A 17,857-nucleotide genomic window follows, 5' to 3' on the forward strand; every position below is an offset into this window, starting at 1 on the left:
AGGTTAATCTTGAGAATAGAAATATCTATACTAATTAAAAATTATATATATAATTTTTAATTAGTATAGATATTTCTATTCTCAAGATTAACCTAAATAGCTAAAACTTTAACCCTAAATAATAAAAAATTAATTTTTGCAATTTTTACAAGAAAACACTACTACTTAATTGTAAATATATAAAATAATCTTATGCAAAACTTTATAAATATATTGTTTTACGCTAAAAAAATTTAAAAATACTGTGCTATATTTGTAATATAAATTTAATATAATAGGGGGTTAATTCATTATGGATGGAGTAATTAACAATACATTAGTCGCAAAAATGCAAAATAAAATCAAATTTAATAAGAATAAGTTAATTATTCTTGTCAAAACACTAAATCATATGAATGAAGAATTATTCTATAGTGCAAATAAAAATTACACTTATTTCTTAATAAAAAACAAGTTTAATGCGGCTCTCGCTAAAACTAATCAACATGGAGTTAATTATAAAACCCTATTAGAATATCTTGAAATATTAGAAAAAACCCCAAAAATAATCTTAAAATGTTCTACAAATAAAGAAAATAAAAGCTTTATAGGCCTTTATATACTCCTTTACCCTGTAGAAGATTGTTGCACTAAAATTTATAGTTCTCATCCTAATATGTAAGCTAATATAATCCAGAAAATTATTTTTACATAATAGAATGCAATTTTAAAAATCTAGACCTATTACGCTCTAGAGCATAATAGGGCCCAATAAAGAATATTCTGATCCATAAGTAAAAAAGATAGGGACATATAGTAATTAATTTTACAATTAATCCCTATATGTCCTTAATAGCACGGAAAACTATTTTACGCCATTTATAATGGAACTTTTTATGTCTTTTTAAAATTTTACCCTATTTTAAATAGGGCAAATACAAGAAAAATCTAGGCCTATTATGCCCTAGACCATCATAAGCCTAATAAATAACAATTACTAAAATATATATAAATAAACCGTAAATTGGGGAAATTAGTGTTACATAAAATGAATAGGGCTTAAGACAAATTCTTTATAAAAAACTTGCTTTAAGCCCTATTTCATGATCAGATTTTTACAATTCGAGTTCGCATCGAACTATCTATAGTATAACAAAAATTAAAATATAGTCAAGTTATATTGTAAACAGATCAGTTTTTTTTAACAAGGAGGGGTCATATATGAATACAAACCCAATAAATAAAAACCCTAGAAATTGCTATAATAAAGTTCAACATAAATTAATAGTTCTTATTTCAACAATGTGCTATCTAAACAAAACACATAAGAAATATACACAAAAAACCATACTCTATTATATGACTAATAATAAAAATTACTAGGAATACTAATTTGGAAAAATTTTTGAAAGAAATATCAAAAATGAATTGCAAAAATACGCTATCTTATCACTTAATAATTCTTGTTTACACACTAGACAACATTGACCTAAGTTCAAATACTGGGTACTATAGTAGAGGCTTTATCTTCGCATGTTTAATTCTAACATACATAAATATTGCAATACTAGTGAAAATATTGGAATAGATTTATTAGAAAAAAATCTCGATAATTTAGAAAACAAACTAAAAATCATAACTAATAAATATAACGTAGAAAAAAATATATTCAAACTTTATTACACAATTAATTATCCTCTAAAAATATGTTATACAAAAATTAAGAATTCCTATAAATAGCTATCTATCATAGAATAAATAACAATTTAATCTTAGAGAATTCGCATTAAAAATGATAGGCACTCATAGTAATTCATTAGTAAAATTACTATAAACACCTTAAAAATTCTTGGAAATTATTTTATGAATTTATCAAAAATCAATATATCCCAAATTGAAATTAAAATCCAGATATATTAATAGCATAATTTGCGAAAATTAAAGTCACTATAAATACAAATATAAATTGATAGTTCTTATCTCAACACTAGCCTATTTAAACAACAAAAATCAAAAATATACCCCAAAAAAACATATTATATTATTTCAATAAAAATTTAAAAAGAAATGGTCAAGCCATCTCTACATTAAGAACTATGCAAAAATATATTTATAAATTGAAAAAGAAATAAAAGTCACAACTAACTATTATCAAAATACAAGCTAACAATATCTGCGAACCATTATTTCTACAATCTTTATATATTTTATTATTCGTCAAAACTTTGTAAAACAGCTTTCACATATTCTATAAATTCTTTTACCTCTTGCTTTTTAGCCATTGTCTCAGCAAAAATAAGATCCTAAGTTATTTTTTTTAAAAGCTAAAACCCTGGGCTTTACTTAGAGCTTGTCTAGACAATTGTGATGCATAAGATACCTTATTTTTAATCTCTAATCTTTTAATAAATAATACTTTCTTCTAAACTTTTCTGAGCATTATCAAAAAAATAAAGCTGCAGATCTTATCTCTTGTTCTGCCATATTAATCTATTTATAAATTCATCTAATTTAATAATATCTATCTTTAAATTATATCCCAATTGTGTTAGTTTATTTATCTTACCTTTATTGTTCTTATAATTTTCCATTAATGATGTTTTTTTATTCTGAATCTTGCTCATCGCTCATCACATTATAAAAATCATCTTTTATTGAAATACATTCATCTTTAACTATACTCAGATCCGTAATTAACTCAGAAAATAATCCAGAGTCTCTAAGAATATTTTATATTTTCTATATCTTTAATTGCTTTATTTGCTCTCTTTTCTTCATCAGCAAAAGGAATTAAATCCTCTTTTTTTATTTCTTCTTTTTTTGAACACGCTCAGTTGGAATATTTGGTATATTAACCTTGTTATTCAATAATTCTAAAGACTCCCCAAACTCTATAGAAATTAAATTATCATATTTCCGTTCTCCAAAATTTTCAATAATAACATTAACACTGTATATAAAAATAAATCTTTTCTCATAAAAATATTATCCCTTTATCCTAATCAAAAATATATAATGATTGTTAATTAAGATTATATTAATTTGCTTAAATTAGAATAAACTATAAATAATTTTACTCTTTTTAATTATTAATCATTTAGGTAATATCTTATTGATTAATCTATTTATTAACAAATTAATCTCCACCAAAATTTCATAAATTGCACTATCATTTAATTATCAAAATATATTTATTGAGGAATAAACCTAAATAGCAATAGAATCAATCACTAATATAGGCAATCTAAACAACTTTAAATTACTATATCATTTATATCCGCAGATTGATGATGAAAATCGTAAAACAAGACATACTAGATAACCCTAATTTTAATGTTGGAATGTGAACTGCTATTTCTATCAAAGATTATAGAAATAGCTTCTTGCATCTTCCCATGGTAGCTTTTGGGCTTTTTTTGCAATAAAAACTTAGGCAGTTCCTGCCTAAGTTTTTATTTCTTTATAATAATAAGCTTAGAGGTTATACTTGCATTTATATCTCTATCATGCATGTTATTGATACAAGAATTATTATTCTATTGTTCACTCCGAATTTTTCTAATAAGAATTTTCTATGATTTTCTAGATTTTAGTTACAACTTTGTTTTAAATCTTGCGCTAAATTGGGTATGTCTTTTTGTAAAGCCTTATCCTAAATTGCTTTTCTAAGTTAATATATTTCATAATTTACACTCTTAATACAACTATACATTTTTTTGTTTTATATAAAAATATTATACCTCCCAATACTTTTGAAAAGCATTTCTTTTGATTAACATTAGAACATATTCTATACTTATAAGCTTTAGCAACATTCATATATTCCATTATTATTATCTATGAATTTTGTAAACTTAGGTATAAAGTCCATAACTGCAGTAACAGTAGCTCCACCTCTATTTTTAGCGACTATAACTTTTACTTTAGCCACACCTATCCCAACTTAAAGCATTATTATTAAGTTTATATTCTTTATTCTTTTGATGCAAAAAAATTTACAATGCGCATCCTGCTCTAAAGCCCCCAATTTTTAAAATTGCTAAACTAGGCTCTTTTACCTTCTTTACACACACACCTACACACTTCTGATAACTTGCGACAAAGCTATTATTAGAATTTTTCAAACTCAAAAGCAAGTGCACATAATAGTACGGATCGAAAATGAATATTGTTCAAAAAGAAAAACATTATTCTGCAACATAGTAATTAAACCTATATAGTCAATGAAAATAATCTGAATATTATAATTTTTTTTCATTTTTCTAGCTTGAGCTTTTAATTTGTGTATTTGAATGCCTTGCATACTTTTAATATAAAAAGATAAATTATTAAGTTGAAAATACCTTAACATGCAGCTAGCTCATTTTTATTAATTAAATTACTATCATCAATCTTATAATATATTTGACTTAACATTATTTGAAACAAGTCTTATTACAATAGATTTAACCCACATTTCAAGCGTAAAAATCCAACACTCTAATTTTGTTTAAAGCCCTATTCATTTATGTCAAAAGGTCCTAAAACCAAATTTCCATCTTTTATAAACTCGTCATCAAGCACTTATAATAGAAGCAATCGGCACTCCTTTTGTATGTAAATTGACCATAAAAATTTTAAAAAAAGTGCTGTCTATCAAACTGCCAATTACAACACTTTCTAAATCACGATTAAAAAGGCCATTATTTTCAATAATATCTTTAATACCAAAATTATTTTTCATTTTTAGAATCATCCTTAATTATTACTTAAAGCTCTCTTAGAAAATCAATTATATTTGATCTTCAGTAATATCTTGTTGTCAAAACTACTTCTTCCTTCCCATAATTTATCCACTTGCCAAAAATATTGGGACACAAATCAAAACTAAATAATAAAATATTTTCAAAATCACCCAATACTATGCAACTAAAATTTCCAATTTTATATTTTTAATGTAAACAATCAAATTAGTTACAATACCCGTGATATTTAAATCTTTGGAATAAGATTTGAATAATTATTTTACTGAATCAAATATTAGCTTATATAATTTTTTAGAAAATCTTATTATTACACCCCCAACAAATAAGCCCTCGCTCGGAGAATATACAAAAACACACAGCCGATTTCAACCCCCAAACTCAATGTAATAAGGCTTTATTAAAAGTTTTGATTTTTTTATAAAATTTACAAACATAAAATCACTGTAAAATTCATCATACTTGATTTTTTTAAACCCATAGAACATGCCTAAAACGCATCTCCTGCATCTTTTAAATAGAAACAAATCAATCCATTTTCCTCCTTATTAAAAAATTATGAAAAAAAATAGAAACTTGTCTGCTCCAACCACAAACCCTTTCAAAATATTCATAAATTTTTATGATACAAGGTTTTCATACTACTCTGATTTATAGATAATTGCTTTATAGACTCATATATCCCAAATTAGTAATGCTTTTCTCCCAAACATTACTTTTTGTATACATTTAATTGATAAATCCTATATTGCTGTGTTTTCTATAATTAACCACAAAATAATAGAACAATTATGTAAAAAGATTTTTCTTTGATTTTATTTTTTTTTGATTATTAACTCTAAAAGTTATCCTATTTTTATACTCTTATATTTAGAAAATCCTTGTGTTCTATTTTCTTTTTAAATTTCTCTAAAAAATTCTTATACGCAGAGTTTAACTTTATTAACAGTAAAGCCTATTGCTTCCATTAAAGCAATAAAAAATTGAAAACATTTTTCTCCTGTACCAGTGTTAAAACATCCATTTTCACATATTTTTATTTCTTAAATAACCTCCATTATAGCTATGCTTTCCACTTCTCATCAACAAATTTATCAAGAAATGAAAAATATTAAAGCAAGCTATTAATAAACATTACGCAAAGTCCTAATATATACCTTGCTATCCTACTATCAAAGTAATATAACATACAAGTTTATCAAAATACTATTATTACTAAACTTAAAAAGCTCTATTAAAATAGATTGCTCTAGAGCTAATAAATATGATACCTAGATCTATACTAATTTTATCTTTTCTCAAGAATTATTAAATAATAAATCATTATATTGATCCATAGAAAATTAATATTATAAGCATATAATAAATAACTTTTAATAAATAAATTTATTTATTTATTAAAAGTTATTCAACCATATTACAAAATAGATTTTTAAAAAACTTAAACTACTATAAAATTTCTCGCAATAAAAATATTATTATGATAATCTCAACATTCTATATTGAATATTGGATTATCTTTGATATAAGATTTTAGATCTTAATTAAGGAAAACATTTATAAAACATAAATATTTAAAGAGGCTTATTCGTTTTTCTATTTTTAAATGCTTGCAATCCAGATTTCAACACCAATCAAAAAGATATAAAGTATCAATCTAGTAAAAAAGGACTAAAATCTAAGGAAAAAGGATTAAAACCTAAAATAGAAGCAATTCTAACGCAAAAATAAGACCCAAATTAAAGAAGCAAACCTGGTTTAAAAAGAAAACTCTAACCAATAATAAAATCTTAATAAAAATGGAAAACACACTGCTTGATAATTTAAGAAATTTAATAGAAACAGCTAAAACAGAAATTGCATATTGGAATTGCCATAATACAAAAACCTACCTTTTATTAAAGATAAGTTTAACATTCTAACCCAAGATTATAAAGAATTTTTAAACTTTAATTTACATAAACTTTAATTCTAATAATAAACAAACTGCTATTCCTACAAATCTTTAATTTAATAATAGTAGTATCAATAGATTAATATACTAATGATATATTCTTTAAAAGAAGTATATTTAAAGTTAATTGATGTAAAATTAATTACCTTTAATAATTTCATTTTTAATAATTGGCGGTTACAAATAAAAATTTAAATTACATAACAAATCAAAGGCTTAATTATAAATTAATCAATCAGATAATGATTAATTTATAATTAATAGAAACTATTTTTTATATTTACTCGGGCAAGTAATAAAATTTTACTTATTTTTTTCATAGTAATCCATCCTATCACTTAACATTTTGCTATATAAAATCTTACACATCCAAATACTTTTGAAAAATTTCTTTTGATTAGTGTTAGAATATATTCTGTACTTATAAGCTTTATTATCACTCATATATTCTATTAATTATCATCTAGTTAATTGCTAAAATAAAAATACCTGCATAAATGCCAAACTTTCATCTTCTCTTTATCAAATAATACTTAAATATATATTATTTATGAAAAACCCCAATGAATTCAATTATGATAAGGATTATATTCATTTATTATTAGAATATACTTTCAATATTCAAACTCTAAATTCATCAATAATCTAAAAATAGCATCTTAAAGATATATAAGGAAAAATATTCTACTTATTTAGATAAACATTGCTTGAAACCTTATTTTTGATATGAAAACTATTATGCCACATCTCTTGCTGGAAAAGCCTCTATTAGGATACCAAAAAGTGTTCAGGGTCAAAATAACTATTTATTAAAATATTTGATAAGAATCAATCAAAATAATTTTTAGAAAGCTCAAAATACTATAAAACTTCTTGCAATGAAAATATGGTTGCAATTATTTTAATAATATATCTATATTATATTAAATATAACTTAATATTAATATTAAATTATATTGATATTAGATTTTAATTAAGGAGAATGTTCATGAAATATAACATCATTGCTAGCTTATTTATTTTTCTATTTTTAAATGCTTGCAATCCAGATTTTAACACCAACCAAAAAGATATAAGGTATCAATCTAGTAAAAAAGGACTAAAATCCAAGAAAAAAGGATTCAAACCTAAAACAAAAGCAAACTTCAATCAAGAAGTAAACCCTAATCAAGAAATAAACCCCAATCAAGAAATAAACCCTAATCAAGAGGAAATCACTAATAAACCCAGAAGACAAAATGTCTTATGATTTAAGAAATTTAATAGAACAAGCTCACGCAGATAACGAAAAATATAAAAAAAAGTTGGAAGAAGAACCTGAAAACCAATATGGATTGCTGGAAGCTTTCAAACTCATTTTTTGGTCAAGCTCCAAAGAAGTAAATATAAAGGCATCCGACAATAGCAGAATATCTAAAAAATATAGAAAAAATATTTATAGCACCCTAAATATTGATGATAATAAATTAGAGAACTTTTCAAAAATGCTAACAGCATCACCTCAGATGCTAGAAGTATTTAGTACCCTTAACGACCTTGGAAATATTTTTGAAGAGGTAATTGTTAGCTTATATTCCAAAAAAGAAACTCTAGAAGAACTAGGAATTCCAAATTTAGATAAGCTTAAAAATTTGTTTGAAAAATTATTATCTATAAAAACAACAGTCTCTGAAATTATGCACCAACTTTTATTAGATTATCAAAATAATAAAAATGGTATAAACACAGATATAAATAAGCTTGGCTCTCATGCAAAAATAATTTACAATCAAATACTAGTAAAAGAGATAGAAGCATACGAACTACAAAGAGAAATATTTTCAATATATAACTAACCTTTAAGTTATGTATTAAAATTGTTACAATAATGCAAAAGCCTACCTTTTATTAAAGGTAGACTTAACGCTTTAACCAAAAATTAAAAAGAATTTTCCACCTATAATTTACATAAAAATTTAATTAGAGATAAGTTTGTAAAATTAATTTGTGTATTTTAAATATGCTTTTTATGATCTCTAAAAACTCATCTAGTAAAAAAGACAATCGCTTTTAAACCAAAAATAAAATAATGCCTACTCGTATTTTATAATATCTTATACTTAGCGTACGTGACACATTGTTAGCTTTTAATAATCGCTGTATATATATTGTTAATTATTAACATAGTATAGTTGCTAACTACAGACATAAATATGTAAATTCCAAGCTTTCATCTTTTTTGTCCAAAGAATAATACTTATTTTCTATAAAGAATAGGAAATAAGTATTATTAAATTCAATTGTGATAATGATCTAATCATATTCATTTATTAATAGAATTTGCTTTCAATATTCAACCTTCTAAATTCATCAATAATTCAAAAAAAATAATCTTAAAGATTTATAAGAAAAGAACATTTACTTATTTATATAAGCATTATTTAACTCCTTATTTTGGCTCTAAATAATATTTGATTTTTTCTGCAAAAATCAAATATTAAAAAAAAATTTTAAAATATGTGGGAATACTCAATTATTGAACTAATAATTGAGTATTAAATATTCTCCTTTTTTAAAATTAAAAGAATTTATTATCAATATTTACTTCATACCATACATTCTTTTAAATGAACCTCTTATCTTTAAGGGGTTTTCTTTTTGTATATAGAAAATAAAAAATCAATTAAACTCTTTAACTTAAAACTCTTGCTAAACAAATATATAAACTTTTTTAAGTTATCCTAATTGATAACTTTAACAAAGAATTATTCACCTATAATTTCCATGAAATTTAGATTGAAATGAATTTGTTAATAAATAGATTTATTTTGGCTTTGAGTATACTTTTTGATGATGCCAATAATTTAGTAGAAGATAAATAACTTTTAAAGACCAAAATAAGGGATTAAATAATGCTTATATAAATAAGTAAATGTTCTTTTCTTATAAATCTTTAAGATTATTTTCTTTGAATTATTGATGAATTTAGAAGGTTGAATATTGAAAGCAAATTCTATTAATAAATGAATATGATTAGATCATTATCACAATTGAATTTAATAATACTTATTTCCTATTCTTTATAGAAAATAAGTATTATTCTTTGGACAGAAAAGATGAAAGTTTGAAATTTACCCATTTATGCTTAAAATTATGGCTAATTATAAAAAAACTAAGAAAAAAACGACTTGAAACAAAGCTGTGAATCATCCCCTTTTTAAAATAACCACTCTTTAAAAAAGAAACTAAAATCTATCATAGAATATAGCAAGCTACTGTTTCTAAATCTTTGATTAAAAACAATAACTTGCTTATCTGACACAAATTTTCACAAAATATTAAAAGAAATAATCTCTAAAAACCCAACAAAACCTACTTGTATAGCTAAAATTTATAAAATTTTTAGACTTAATAGATAAAAACGGTTTACTAAAATTATTCAAGACTGATATCATATAATAAGTTGTATAATGAAAAGTAAAACTATTATATTCTTAATATTTTTGATTAAAAATCTGACAATATATGCTCAAAGCATAAACTACGAATTTAAACAAGCTAAAATTAAAAATCTAAAAGGGATATTTATTAATTATAAAGTCTATCTAGCAAAAGATTTGGCAATTGACAATGTAAAAACCTTAAACCATATTTCTACATTCAAAATCAATCTTGTTATTGACAAAAAAATTGCAACTTCTATTAAAAATGAGCAAGATGTAATTAGAGCCGGAAACGAATACGGAATCTTTTTAGAATTTCAAATCAATAACCGCATATACTACGCCAAATTTTCATCAATAAAATATATTTTACAAGCAATTGAAAGTTTTACTAAAATTAAAAATACAATTAATAATTTAGAAATTAAAAATCTTGAAGGAAATGGAATTTTTTTATACAAAAATGGTCACTCATACAATTTAAAAACAGATTTTCAAGAAACAGCAATATTTGTAAATTTTCTTGGCTTTAAAGATAATACAGGAAGGCCTTACTTTATCTTTTATTATGACAATATAGACAATAAAGATAAGAATTTAAAAACAGTCTTAATTTCTTTTGAAGAATTCCATAATGGAATAAGAGAAGGACTATTCTTGCTGAGAAATGAAAAGGCCATACTAGAATTCATAAATTTTTCAAAAGATTGACAGAATAGATAATATTAAAAATATTTTAAAGTCGATATAATAATAAATTAGTATCAAAAAACTTGTTTATATTAAATGCTCTTAATCCATATCCTTTCTAGCAGGTTCCCATTTAACTTGGACTTAAAAATTATTCAAATTAAAGTCAACCACCACCAAGCACTTTAACTTTTAAGTTAAAATCGTCCAAAAACTTTTTAAAAGGAATCTTATTAAAACTTACAATAACATCGTTCCTAAATGCATAAATTCTAAATGCCGCTATATCATCATTACCCAAAGCAACAAATCTTATAAATTCACTTTCTGGAATAATAAATTTATAAATTTCTACTTTAATATTTTTTTCAGTAACCACTGTTGTATAATCATAAGGAAAATATGAATCATAAAAATTGTTATAATAAACAACACGTCTACTGCTCTCTGAAACCAACTCTCCTTTAGACTCAAACCTAGTGTCTGTAATTATCTTTTCAAGCTTTATTTGACCAGAATTTCTAGACTCAGCTCTAACCAAAATAAAGTATTCCCTTTTATTTTTCAATTTATCATATTTAATAGAAATTACAGACTTAAATATCGCATCTCTAGAATAATTTGCCCCAATATCATATTGTGAATCCAATATTTGAGAAAACCTATCATAAGCTATTTGATAAGTTTGACAAGAAACTAAAAAAGATACAAAAATAATATACTTTAAAATAAATTTTAAACTCATTAAAATCCCCCTTAGTTTATCTTATATTTATTTAAAATAAAATTCTCAAAAATTAGAAAATTAAATAATATAATCAATTAAAATAAAATATTCTAATTTTATAGCTTGAATTAAATTCAAAAAACTATTATTATTAGGTGTTGTTCTAACAAAAACCAATTTAAAAGATTAGACTATATCTAATCCCAATTTATATAAATTTCAAAGTGCATCTATAGGAGAGATTGTGTATACTGACCCATGGTCAATTATTAACACTTACTTTGTAAAAAACAAAAAAATCTTCATTATTAACCCAATAGCTTTTAAATTTGAACTTAATTTTGAAAAAACTACTCAAACAAATTCAAAAGAGAATATAGCACTTAAAACATTTAAAGGCGGAATTATTAGTTTGCAATTAAGGTCAAATGAATTTTCTAAATTACCACAAGACATTCTAAAGGGAAAACTTGAATTTTATATTAACTATGTAAGTGAAGAAAAACTCAAAATAGTTTACGACATGATGGTAGTCAAAGTTTATACAATTGATTTAAAATCTAGCAATAAAGATAAAATTTACCTAATCGAACTTAAAATACTTGGCTCTATTTATAGAAAAGAAAATATAGAAAATGCGTTTATCCCTATTATAAAAAATAATAATACTTACCTTTTTGAAAACAAGGCAAACAATCAAAAAGTTAATTTACTATTAAAGGGCATCAAGAAGACCATTGAATTTCCCTTTTTAACAAAAATCAGCTATTCAAATATCAAAACTATTAATACCGCCGATATAAAAACTAATGAAAATTTAAATGTAAACATTAAAACAACAAATAGAATGTTATTAAATCTAAGCACAAAAATCTACGAAGAACTAATCTTAACAAAATCAAATCAAATCAAAACTATCAACAACAAACAAAAAATTCTAAAAACATTAAGCTCTTTTATTGAAAATGAAAATGGATTGGGAGGAAAAATAAGGTTAATTTTCTTAGAAAGAATAAGTTTTTTGCCCCAAAATTTATACTTAAATAACTTAGACTTTATATTAAATGACCTCAATATTATACAAGAAAATAGCTGTATCAGAATCGACATCACCTTATTAGAGGATAAAATTGAAAAAAAATACTTAAACCAAGCCTCAAGTATAAACCCATTTCTTAAAAATATCACGTTATTGTAAATTCCTTGGTAAGATAAATTGCTGTAATTCTTGACAAAACAAATTACTATAATCTTCCCGAACTACATAACCTAACAACTATTAACAAACTCTCTAACAAAAAGTATTCAACATATAACCCAATATCCTTGAAACTAACACACAATATATAATAGAATGAAATTAATGAGGTATTTATGTTAAGTATTAACGGTGTAAGACTTTATTCTTTAAAAGAATTCCAAAATATATTAGAAGATTCTTATAATCTTTCAATTAGCAAAAATACTATATCTAAAAAATCAAAAATTTTAAAATGCGCAATCCATGTAGACAACCGGCCTTACCTTTTAGAAGATTTTTGCACATATTTTCTAATGGACTTTAGAAGACCTAAACCTATAACAAATAGTATGAAAGAAACAATTCAATTAAGAATTGAGCAAGCAAAAAAAATAATGAGCCGAAAATCTACAAAACATGAAATACAAATTGCTTCAAAAAAGATGGGTCATATTTTATAATCTATTATATTGACATTTTAAAACCATTACTATAAAATATAGTAAAGAGCTAATTATTTCGTTTGTAATACAGTAAGAATTTAGAATGCAAGCCAAATAATTGAAAAAGCTTCTGAAACCACAACAAATTTAACTTCAGAAGCCAGGATAATATAATGATAATAAAAATAAAAAATAATGTCAACACAATTTTTAATAATCTTATAACATTAGAAGAAATTATAAGGTACAATCAAAAAAACACAAGCTCTAATTTAATAGAATTAAAACACTCAAGACTAAAATCATATTTAACTAAAAAAAAGTCCATATATCAAAGGATACTCAAGGTATGCTGGGCAATTGAACTTAAAAACAAAGAATACTATAAATCTAACAAACTTAAAACATATTCCACAATAGAAATATACAATATAGTTAATAAATGTCTTGGAAAAGATAATAAAAAAATATCAATCAGGACCTTGGAATATGATATATCATTTTTAAATCAAATACTCCTAATAACAACTAAACTAAAACATTTAGGCAAGAATAATGGAAGCTTTGCATTTTATATACAAAACAAAAACCTTTGGAAACACCGTTTTACAATTATTCAGGAAGCGATTAATGAAGAAATAAAAGAATATTTAAAAGACAAAAAAATAGTACCTGACTTTTCTAAAGAGATTAAAAATACTATCAATAAGAATAATATAAAAAATATAAAATCTAAAAGCTCAATTGCAGATGAATCAATTGCAGATGTTATACCTAAAGGTATAAAAGATATAAATAAGATAAAGAATTCTACAAAAAAAGAACATGAAAAAATAAATAAAATTTCTTACAAAGAATATATTGTAAATAAGTTAACAAAAGTTTACAAAATAGAAAAATCGCAAATAACAAAAATACTCCAAACAAGTAATAATGAAAAAACATACATAAATGCATTGAGAAACTTGAATTTGGCAATAACTAAATACAAAGAAGAATATAAAATAGAAGACATCTTAAATCATTTTATAAGAGAATTTAAAAGTAGGTATAGTAAAAAAATATGGATGATGAACGGAAAAACCGATAAAACAAATGACTTCAACGAAATTTGGGAAAAAAGATTTAAAAAAACGGTTTTAAGTAAAAATTTAAAAGAAAAATATCAAGGCAAATATGAAAAAGAAAATAAAAAAATTGTTAATAATAAAAAAAGAGTAAGTATTCTTTTTTCTGACAACAAAGGGTTTAAAAGAATCAGCAAAATCAAAATTAATCAAAATTAATTGCTATTGAAACATAAGAAAAAACCCTAGCATATACAAGCTTTATTCTTAAAATTTTTTCACTTCAACAACATTTAACATATATTTGAGCACATGAATTTATGTCAAAAAAATATGAGAAATTCACATTTAATATACAAATTAAAAGCCTCTAAAATTAAACTGTAGGCAAAGAGTTTTTTTATTTTCAAAAGAAAACCAATCATCTTTTTTTACAAGATGTATGAGTTTTATCATAGTAAGTTGAAACATTAGATATTCTAGAAGAATAAGAATGGTTTTTATTATTATTTGCATTTAATTCAATTTGAGAATTTTTAACTTCGGAATCTTTTTTGCCTAAACATTGATAGTCTAAATTATTCATATATTTATTTTCAAAATCCGAAATTTTATCTATTTTGTTTTGGTCGTTATTTATTGATAAGTCACAACCCAATACCAATAAAAAATTTAATTTTATAGATAATAAAGAAATAATAAATTTTTTGTTCATAAATCTCTTTCTCCTCAATTCTAATAATCAAAATTTACCTTGCAAAAACCACAAGTAACAATATTTTAAAATTTAAAGTTATGCATTATTGTAGCATATATAGCCAATTTATTTTTTAATAAAATACAAGTAGGTAAAGTTTATATCTATTTTTATCAATTTTTAGTCATAGAAATTGTATTCTAAATCAACCATTTTTTAAAGCAAAATTTTAACAAAATTCTCTCTTCTTATAAAAGAAATATAAACTAGTAAAAAATGTAAAAATATTATTTTATAACACCAAAATAATGCATCAAATTATTATCTATTTTTTAAATAGAATTGAAAATTAATTATTAATATACTAAATCCAAAAGAAATTTTCAAAATTATTTAGATGTGCAAGATTTTTGTATAACAAAATGTTAAGTGATAGGAAAGATTGTTGTGAAAAAATAAGCAAAATTTTATTGCGTATTCAAATAAGTATAAGTATAAATAAGAGTTTTTTTTCCTAAAAAAAAAGTTGATATCTTAAACATAGCTCTTTATATCGCTATAAATTGATTTATCCAGTCTGTACCCATACAGGAGCATTTAAAGCGATAAAATTATTAAAAAAGTAGTAATAAAAAAATACCGACAGCAGTTTACATCTTAATAAGATTATTAAAATTTTATACTTAATATTCACAATAAAAATTTTTAGTTAATATATGCTTTTTAAATTTTCATTTTTTCTATTTGCTATAAACTTATTAGTTTAGGCTCTGAATGTTTTAGTTTTTTAAAAAAAGAAGTAGTCCCTACCCCTAATCTTATTTGGAGAGGATTAATAGGGGTGTTTGGGACTGTTGGCAGATTGTTTTCTACCTTACATATATAATATTTTATTTTTTTAATTTTGTAAATATTATTTAATGATAATAAATAAAATTAAACTTTTTTAAGCAAAATGTTAAATTTTGGCTTTTCCCCCATGATTACCTTTTAATTTTTTAGTTGTGCTTTTTGTTTTAACATTCTGTTGTTGTGATTGACTTTCAATTTTGTTGATGGCTTGTAAAAGCCGTATTTGACCCTTATTAATGGTTTTTTTCTCGTGTTTGAGCTTTAAAGGGTTTAATTTCTGATTCATTGCTTGAATTTCTTTGATTTCTTCTGAAGTTGGTTCATAGTTTATCCATTTTTTATCTATCCAGCCTTTTTCCCATTCATAATAGCTTTCATTAAAGTTGCTTCTGCTTTGTTCGTCGAAGTGTCTTGCTAGTGCGGCAATTATTTTTGTTCCATATTTAAGCATTTTTTCTGTTTCTGTTTTTGTAATAAATGTATCGTAGTCGTAATTTTCTCCGGTTTGCATATTAATAATATCAACTATAAGTTTAAAAGTATTTATACAATTCATTGCAATATTTGTAGATGAAAAATTAGGATCACTAAGGGCTCTAATATTAAGTTCATATTTTTTCTTTAAGCTTATGGGAATTTTAAAAAAGTCAATTATAAAGCCATTTATTTTTGCTCGATAATTAGCTTCATATTGGGAATTCCCAAAGAAAGTTCCTTTTATGCCCCCAATTATATATTCATTATAGTTTATTGTTATTTCTTTTTGCATTTTTATCCTTTAAAAATCAATTATTATAATTTATATATTATAATATAGTAATATATATCAATTGATATTAATTATCAATTGATATATATTACAAGTAAAAAAATATTTTTAATTTTGTTTTTTTTCTAAATTGTTGTAAATTTTAATTTATCTTTAACCTTTAACCATTTATAAAAAGTCCTTAAGAGAGAAATTTCTTAGGGCTTTTTATAAATTAAATAAAAAATAATAAAGAACTATTCATCTATAATTTCTTTGAAATTTCGGTAGAAAGATGAGCTTGTAAAATAGATTTATTTTAGCTCCGAATTACTCTTTATGATTATCGGTAGAGTCTTATAATATAAATAAGGCAATAGTTTTAGGCCAAAAACAGGGCTTCCAGCAATACTTATTTAAATAAGTAGAATATTTTTTCTTGTAAGTTTTGAAGATACCGTTTTTATATTATTGATTAATTTAGATGGTTGAATATTGTAAGTAAATTCTAGTGATAAATGAATTTGATTCTTATCATAATTGAGGTTATTAAGGGGTTTTTCATAAATAACATGGAATAATCAATATTGGGCAAAGAGAATACCAGCATTTATAAATACAAAATTATATTCTAATGCCAGCCAAAAGAAACTTTTTTTAAAGATATTTAGATATGTAAGATTTTTATATAGCACAATTTTAAAGCGATAAGATAGATTATTATGAAAAAATAAGCAAACTTTTAAAATTAATAATAAAAAACCCATGAAAATAAGCTTAAGGAATACTAAAAGAAAATTATCAAAAAAACCAAAAAAGAGACTTTTTTATATAAATTATTTCTTTGCTTTGTAGTTTAGGATGTTATAAGTTTATAAGACAATTATAGTATAAATTAGGATTGTATGGATTCTATTTGCATAAATTAGTTGTATATTTATGTCAAATAAATTATATGGTAATTGGGGTATTAAAAATGTAACTCTAAAATTAAGTGCCACTAGGTTAACTTACAGTGTTTTGTATGTTAGAGATATAAAACAATTCTAAATTTTAGGCTTTTTAAATATAAATAAATAAAAACCAAGACAGAGATTTCCTGAAGTCAATCTTGTTTATCATACTATTGGTGTGGAAACCGTTCTGATAAAAGGCCTAAAAAGCTATCATGGTATGAGGTAAAAAGCTGTTTTTATAATTTTTGAGTAGAAATAGTAGTTTAATAGTTTTTAAAATTATATCAGGGTTAATTCATTGGAAAATTTTGTAAAAGGAGCTTCATAGGCAGAGATTAAA

The 17,857-nt window shown here is 23.3% G+C and carries 17 protein-coding genes and 2 pseudogenes; 10 read left to right on the forward strand and 9 right to left on the reverse strand.

The features are described 5' to 3' along the window. Nucleotides 1-292 precede the first annotated feature (292 nt). The 3 genes and pseudogenes from HNP67_RS05670 to HNP67_RS05680 all read left to right on the forward strand — a co-directional run. Complete coding sequence (locus tag HNP67_RS05670) at nucleotides 293-661, forward strand: plasmid maintenance protein (RefSeq protein ID WP_184125511.1); 369 nt, start codon at nucleotides 293-295, stop codon at nucleotides 659-661. A 539-nt stretch (nucleotides 662-1,200) separates the two neighbouring features. After that, nucleotides 1,201-1,350: pseudogene (locus HNP67_RS05675) on the forward strand (plasmid maintenance protein); the annotation flags it as partial. A gap of 595 nt (nucleotides 1,351-1,945) precedes the next feature. Further along, a pseudogene (locus tag HNP67_RS05680) lies at nucleotides 1,946-2,137 on the forward strand (plasmid maintenance protein); the annotation flags it as partial. Nucleotides 2,138-2,444: 307 nt separating this feature from the next. Here the strand turns inward: HNP67_RS05680 and HNP67_RS07255 are convergent. The 5 genes from HNP67_RS07255 to HNP67_RS05700 form a co-directional block, all read right to left on the reverse strand. Beyond that, nucleotides 2,445-2,603 (reverse strand): hypothetical protein, encoded by a 159-nt coding sequence (locus tag HNP67_RS07255; protein ID WP_472597594.1) that lies wholly within the window; start codon nucleotides 2,601-2,603, stop codon nucleotides 2,445-2,447. A 1,502-nt stretch (nucleotides 2,604-4,105) separates the two neighbouring features. After that, complete coding sequence (locus HNP67_RS07220; protein ID WP_184125513.1) at nucleotides 4,106-4,330, reverse strand: DnaB-like helicase C-terminal domain-containing protein; 225 nt, start codon at nucleotides 4,328-4,330, stop codon at nucleotides 4,106-4,108. Nucleotides 4,331-4,534: 204 nt separating this feature from the next. Beyond that, complete coding sequence (locus HNP67_RS05690) at nucleotides 4,535-4,702, reverse strand: hypothetical protein (protein WP_184125515.1); 168 nt, start codon at nucleotides 4,700-4,702, stop codon at nucleotides 4,535-4,537. Between the two features lie 387 nt (nucleotides 4,703-5,089). Further along, nucleotides 5,090-5,248, reverse strand: a complete 159-nt coding sequence (locus tag HNP67_RS05695; RefSeq protein WP_184125517.1) for a hypothetical protein — start codon at nucleotides 5,246-5,248, stop codon at nucleotides 5,090-5,092. Between the two features lie 1,730 nt (nucleotides 5,249-6,978). Then, nucleotides 6,979-7,119 carry a helix-turn-helix domain-containing protein gene (locus HNP67_RS05700; RefSeq protein ID WP_417281425.1) on the reverse strand — a complete coding sequence of 47 codons (141 nt, stop codon included), beginning with the start codon at nucleotides 7,117-7,119 and terminating at the stop codon, nucleotides 6,979-6,981. 544 nt (nucleotides 7,120-7,663) lie between these two features. Between HNP67_RS05700 and HNP67_RS06985 the strand changes: the two genes are divergently transcribed. From HNP67_RS06985 to HNP67_RS05710, 3 genes are all read left to right on the forward strand, one after another. Continuing rightward, a complete protein-coding gene (locus HNP67_RS06985) occupies nucleotides 7,664-7,924 on the forward strand; it encodes a hypothetical protein (RefSeq protein WP_236845741.1) in 261 nt (86 codons plus the stop codon). Further along, complete coding sequence (locus HNP67_RS05705; protein ID WP_236845742.1) at nucleotides 7,914-8,510, forward strand: virulence associated lipoprotein; 597 nt, start codon at nucleotides 7,914-7,916, stop codon at nucleotides 8,508-8,510. Before HNP67_RS06985 ends, HNP67_RS05705 begins: the two co-directional genes overlap by 11 nt. 1,614 nt (nucleotides 8,511-10,124) lie before the next feature. After that, nucleotides 10,125-10,808: a hypothetical protein gene (locus tag HNP67_RS05710; RefSeq protein WP_184125519.1), complete on the forward strand. Its 684-nt coding sequence runs from the start codon at nucleotides 10,125-10,127 to the stop codon at nucleotides 10,806-10,808. Between the two features lie 145 nt (nucleotides 10,809-10,953). On the opposite strand, the gene HNP67_RS05715 is transcribed toward HNP67_RS05710, so the two are convergent. Beyond that, nucleotides 10,954-11,532, reverse strand: a complete 579-nt coding sequence (locus tag HNP67_RS05715) for a hypothetical protein (protein WP_184125521.1) — start codon at nucleotides 11,530-11,532, stop codon at nucleotides 10,954-10,956. Nucleotides 11,533-11,758: 226 nt separating this feature from the next. Between HNP67_RS05715 and HNP67_RS05720 the strand changes: the two genes are divergently transcribed. The 3 genes from HNP67_RS05720 (at nucleotide 11,759) to HNP67_RS05730 (ending at nucleotide 14,483) form a co-directional block, all read left to right on the forward strand. Then, complete coding sequence (locus tag HNP67_RS05720) at nucleotides 11,759-12,712, forward strand: hypothetical protein (RefSeq protein ID WP_184125523.1); 954 nt, start codon at nucleotides 11,759-11,761, stop codon at nucleotides 12,710-12,712. A 176-nt stretch (nucleotides 12,713-12,888) separates the two neighbouring features. Continuing rightward, complete coding sequence (locus HNP67_RS05725; protein WP_010890253.1) at nucleotides 12,889-13,215, forward strand: hypothetical protein; 327 nt, start codon at nucleotides 12,889-12,891, stop codon at nucleotides 13,213-13,215. A gap of 155 nt (nucleotides 13,216-13,370) precedes the next feature. Then, nucleotides 13,371-14,483, forward strand: a complete 1,113-nt coding sequence (locus HNP67_RS05730; RefSeq protein WP_184125525.1) for a plasmid maintenance protein — start codon at nucleotides 13,371-13,373, stop codon at nucleotides 14,481-14,483. Nucleotides 14,484-14,685: 202 nt separating this feature from the next. On the opposite strand, the gene HNP67_RS05735 is transcribed toward HNP67_RS05730, so the two are convergent. Next, on the reverse strand, nucleotides 14,686-14,979 hold the full coding sequence (locus HNP67_RS05735; RefSeq protein ID WP_184125527.1) for a DUF5425 family lipoprotein: 294 nt from the start codon (nucleotides 14,977-14,979) through the stop codon (nucleotides 14,686-14,688). A gap of 350 nt (nucleotides 14,980-15,329) precedes the next feature. Here HNP67_RS05735 and HNP67_RS07225 point away from each other — a divergent pair, with 350 nt between their 5' ends. Beyond that, on the forward strand, nucleotides 15,330-15,479 hold the full coding sequence (locus HNP67_RS07225) for a helix-turn-helix domain-containing protein (RefSeq protein WP_301366273.1): 150 nt from the start codon (nucleotides 15,330-15,332) through the stop codon (nucleotides 15,477-15,479). Nucleotides 15,480-15,919: 440 nt separating this feature from the next. Here the strand turns inward: HNP67_RS07225 and HNP67_RS05745 are convergent, their stop codons facing one another. Further along, nucleotides 15,920-16,582 (reverse strand): hypothetical protein, encoded by a 663-nt coding sequence (locus HNP67_RS05745; protein ID WP_184125529.1) that lies wholly within the window; start codon nucleotides 16,580-16,582, stop codon nucleotides 15,920-15,922. A gap of 395 nt (nucleotides 16,583-16,977) precedes the next feature. After that, nucleotides 16,978-17,130, reverse strand: coding sequence for a transposase (locus HNP67_RS07230; protein ID WP_184125533.1), 153 nt, complete (start codon nucleotides 17,128-17,130; stop codon nucleotides 16,978-16,980). Nucleotides 17,131-17,857 lie beyond the last annotated feature (727 nt).

The organism is Borreliella californiensis (assembly GCF_014205885.1).
GTDB classification, from domain to species: Bacteria; Spirochaetota; Spirochaetia; order Borreliales; family Borreliaceae; genus Borreliella; species Borreliella californiensis.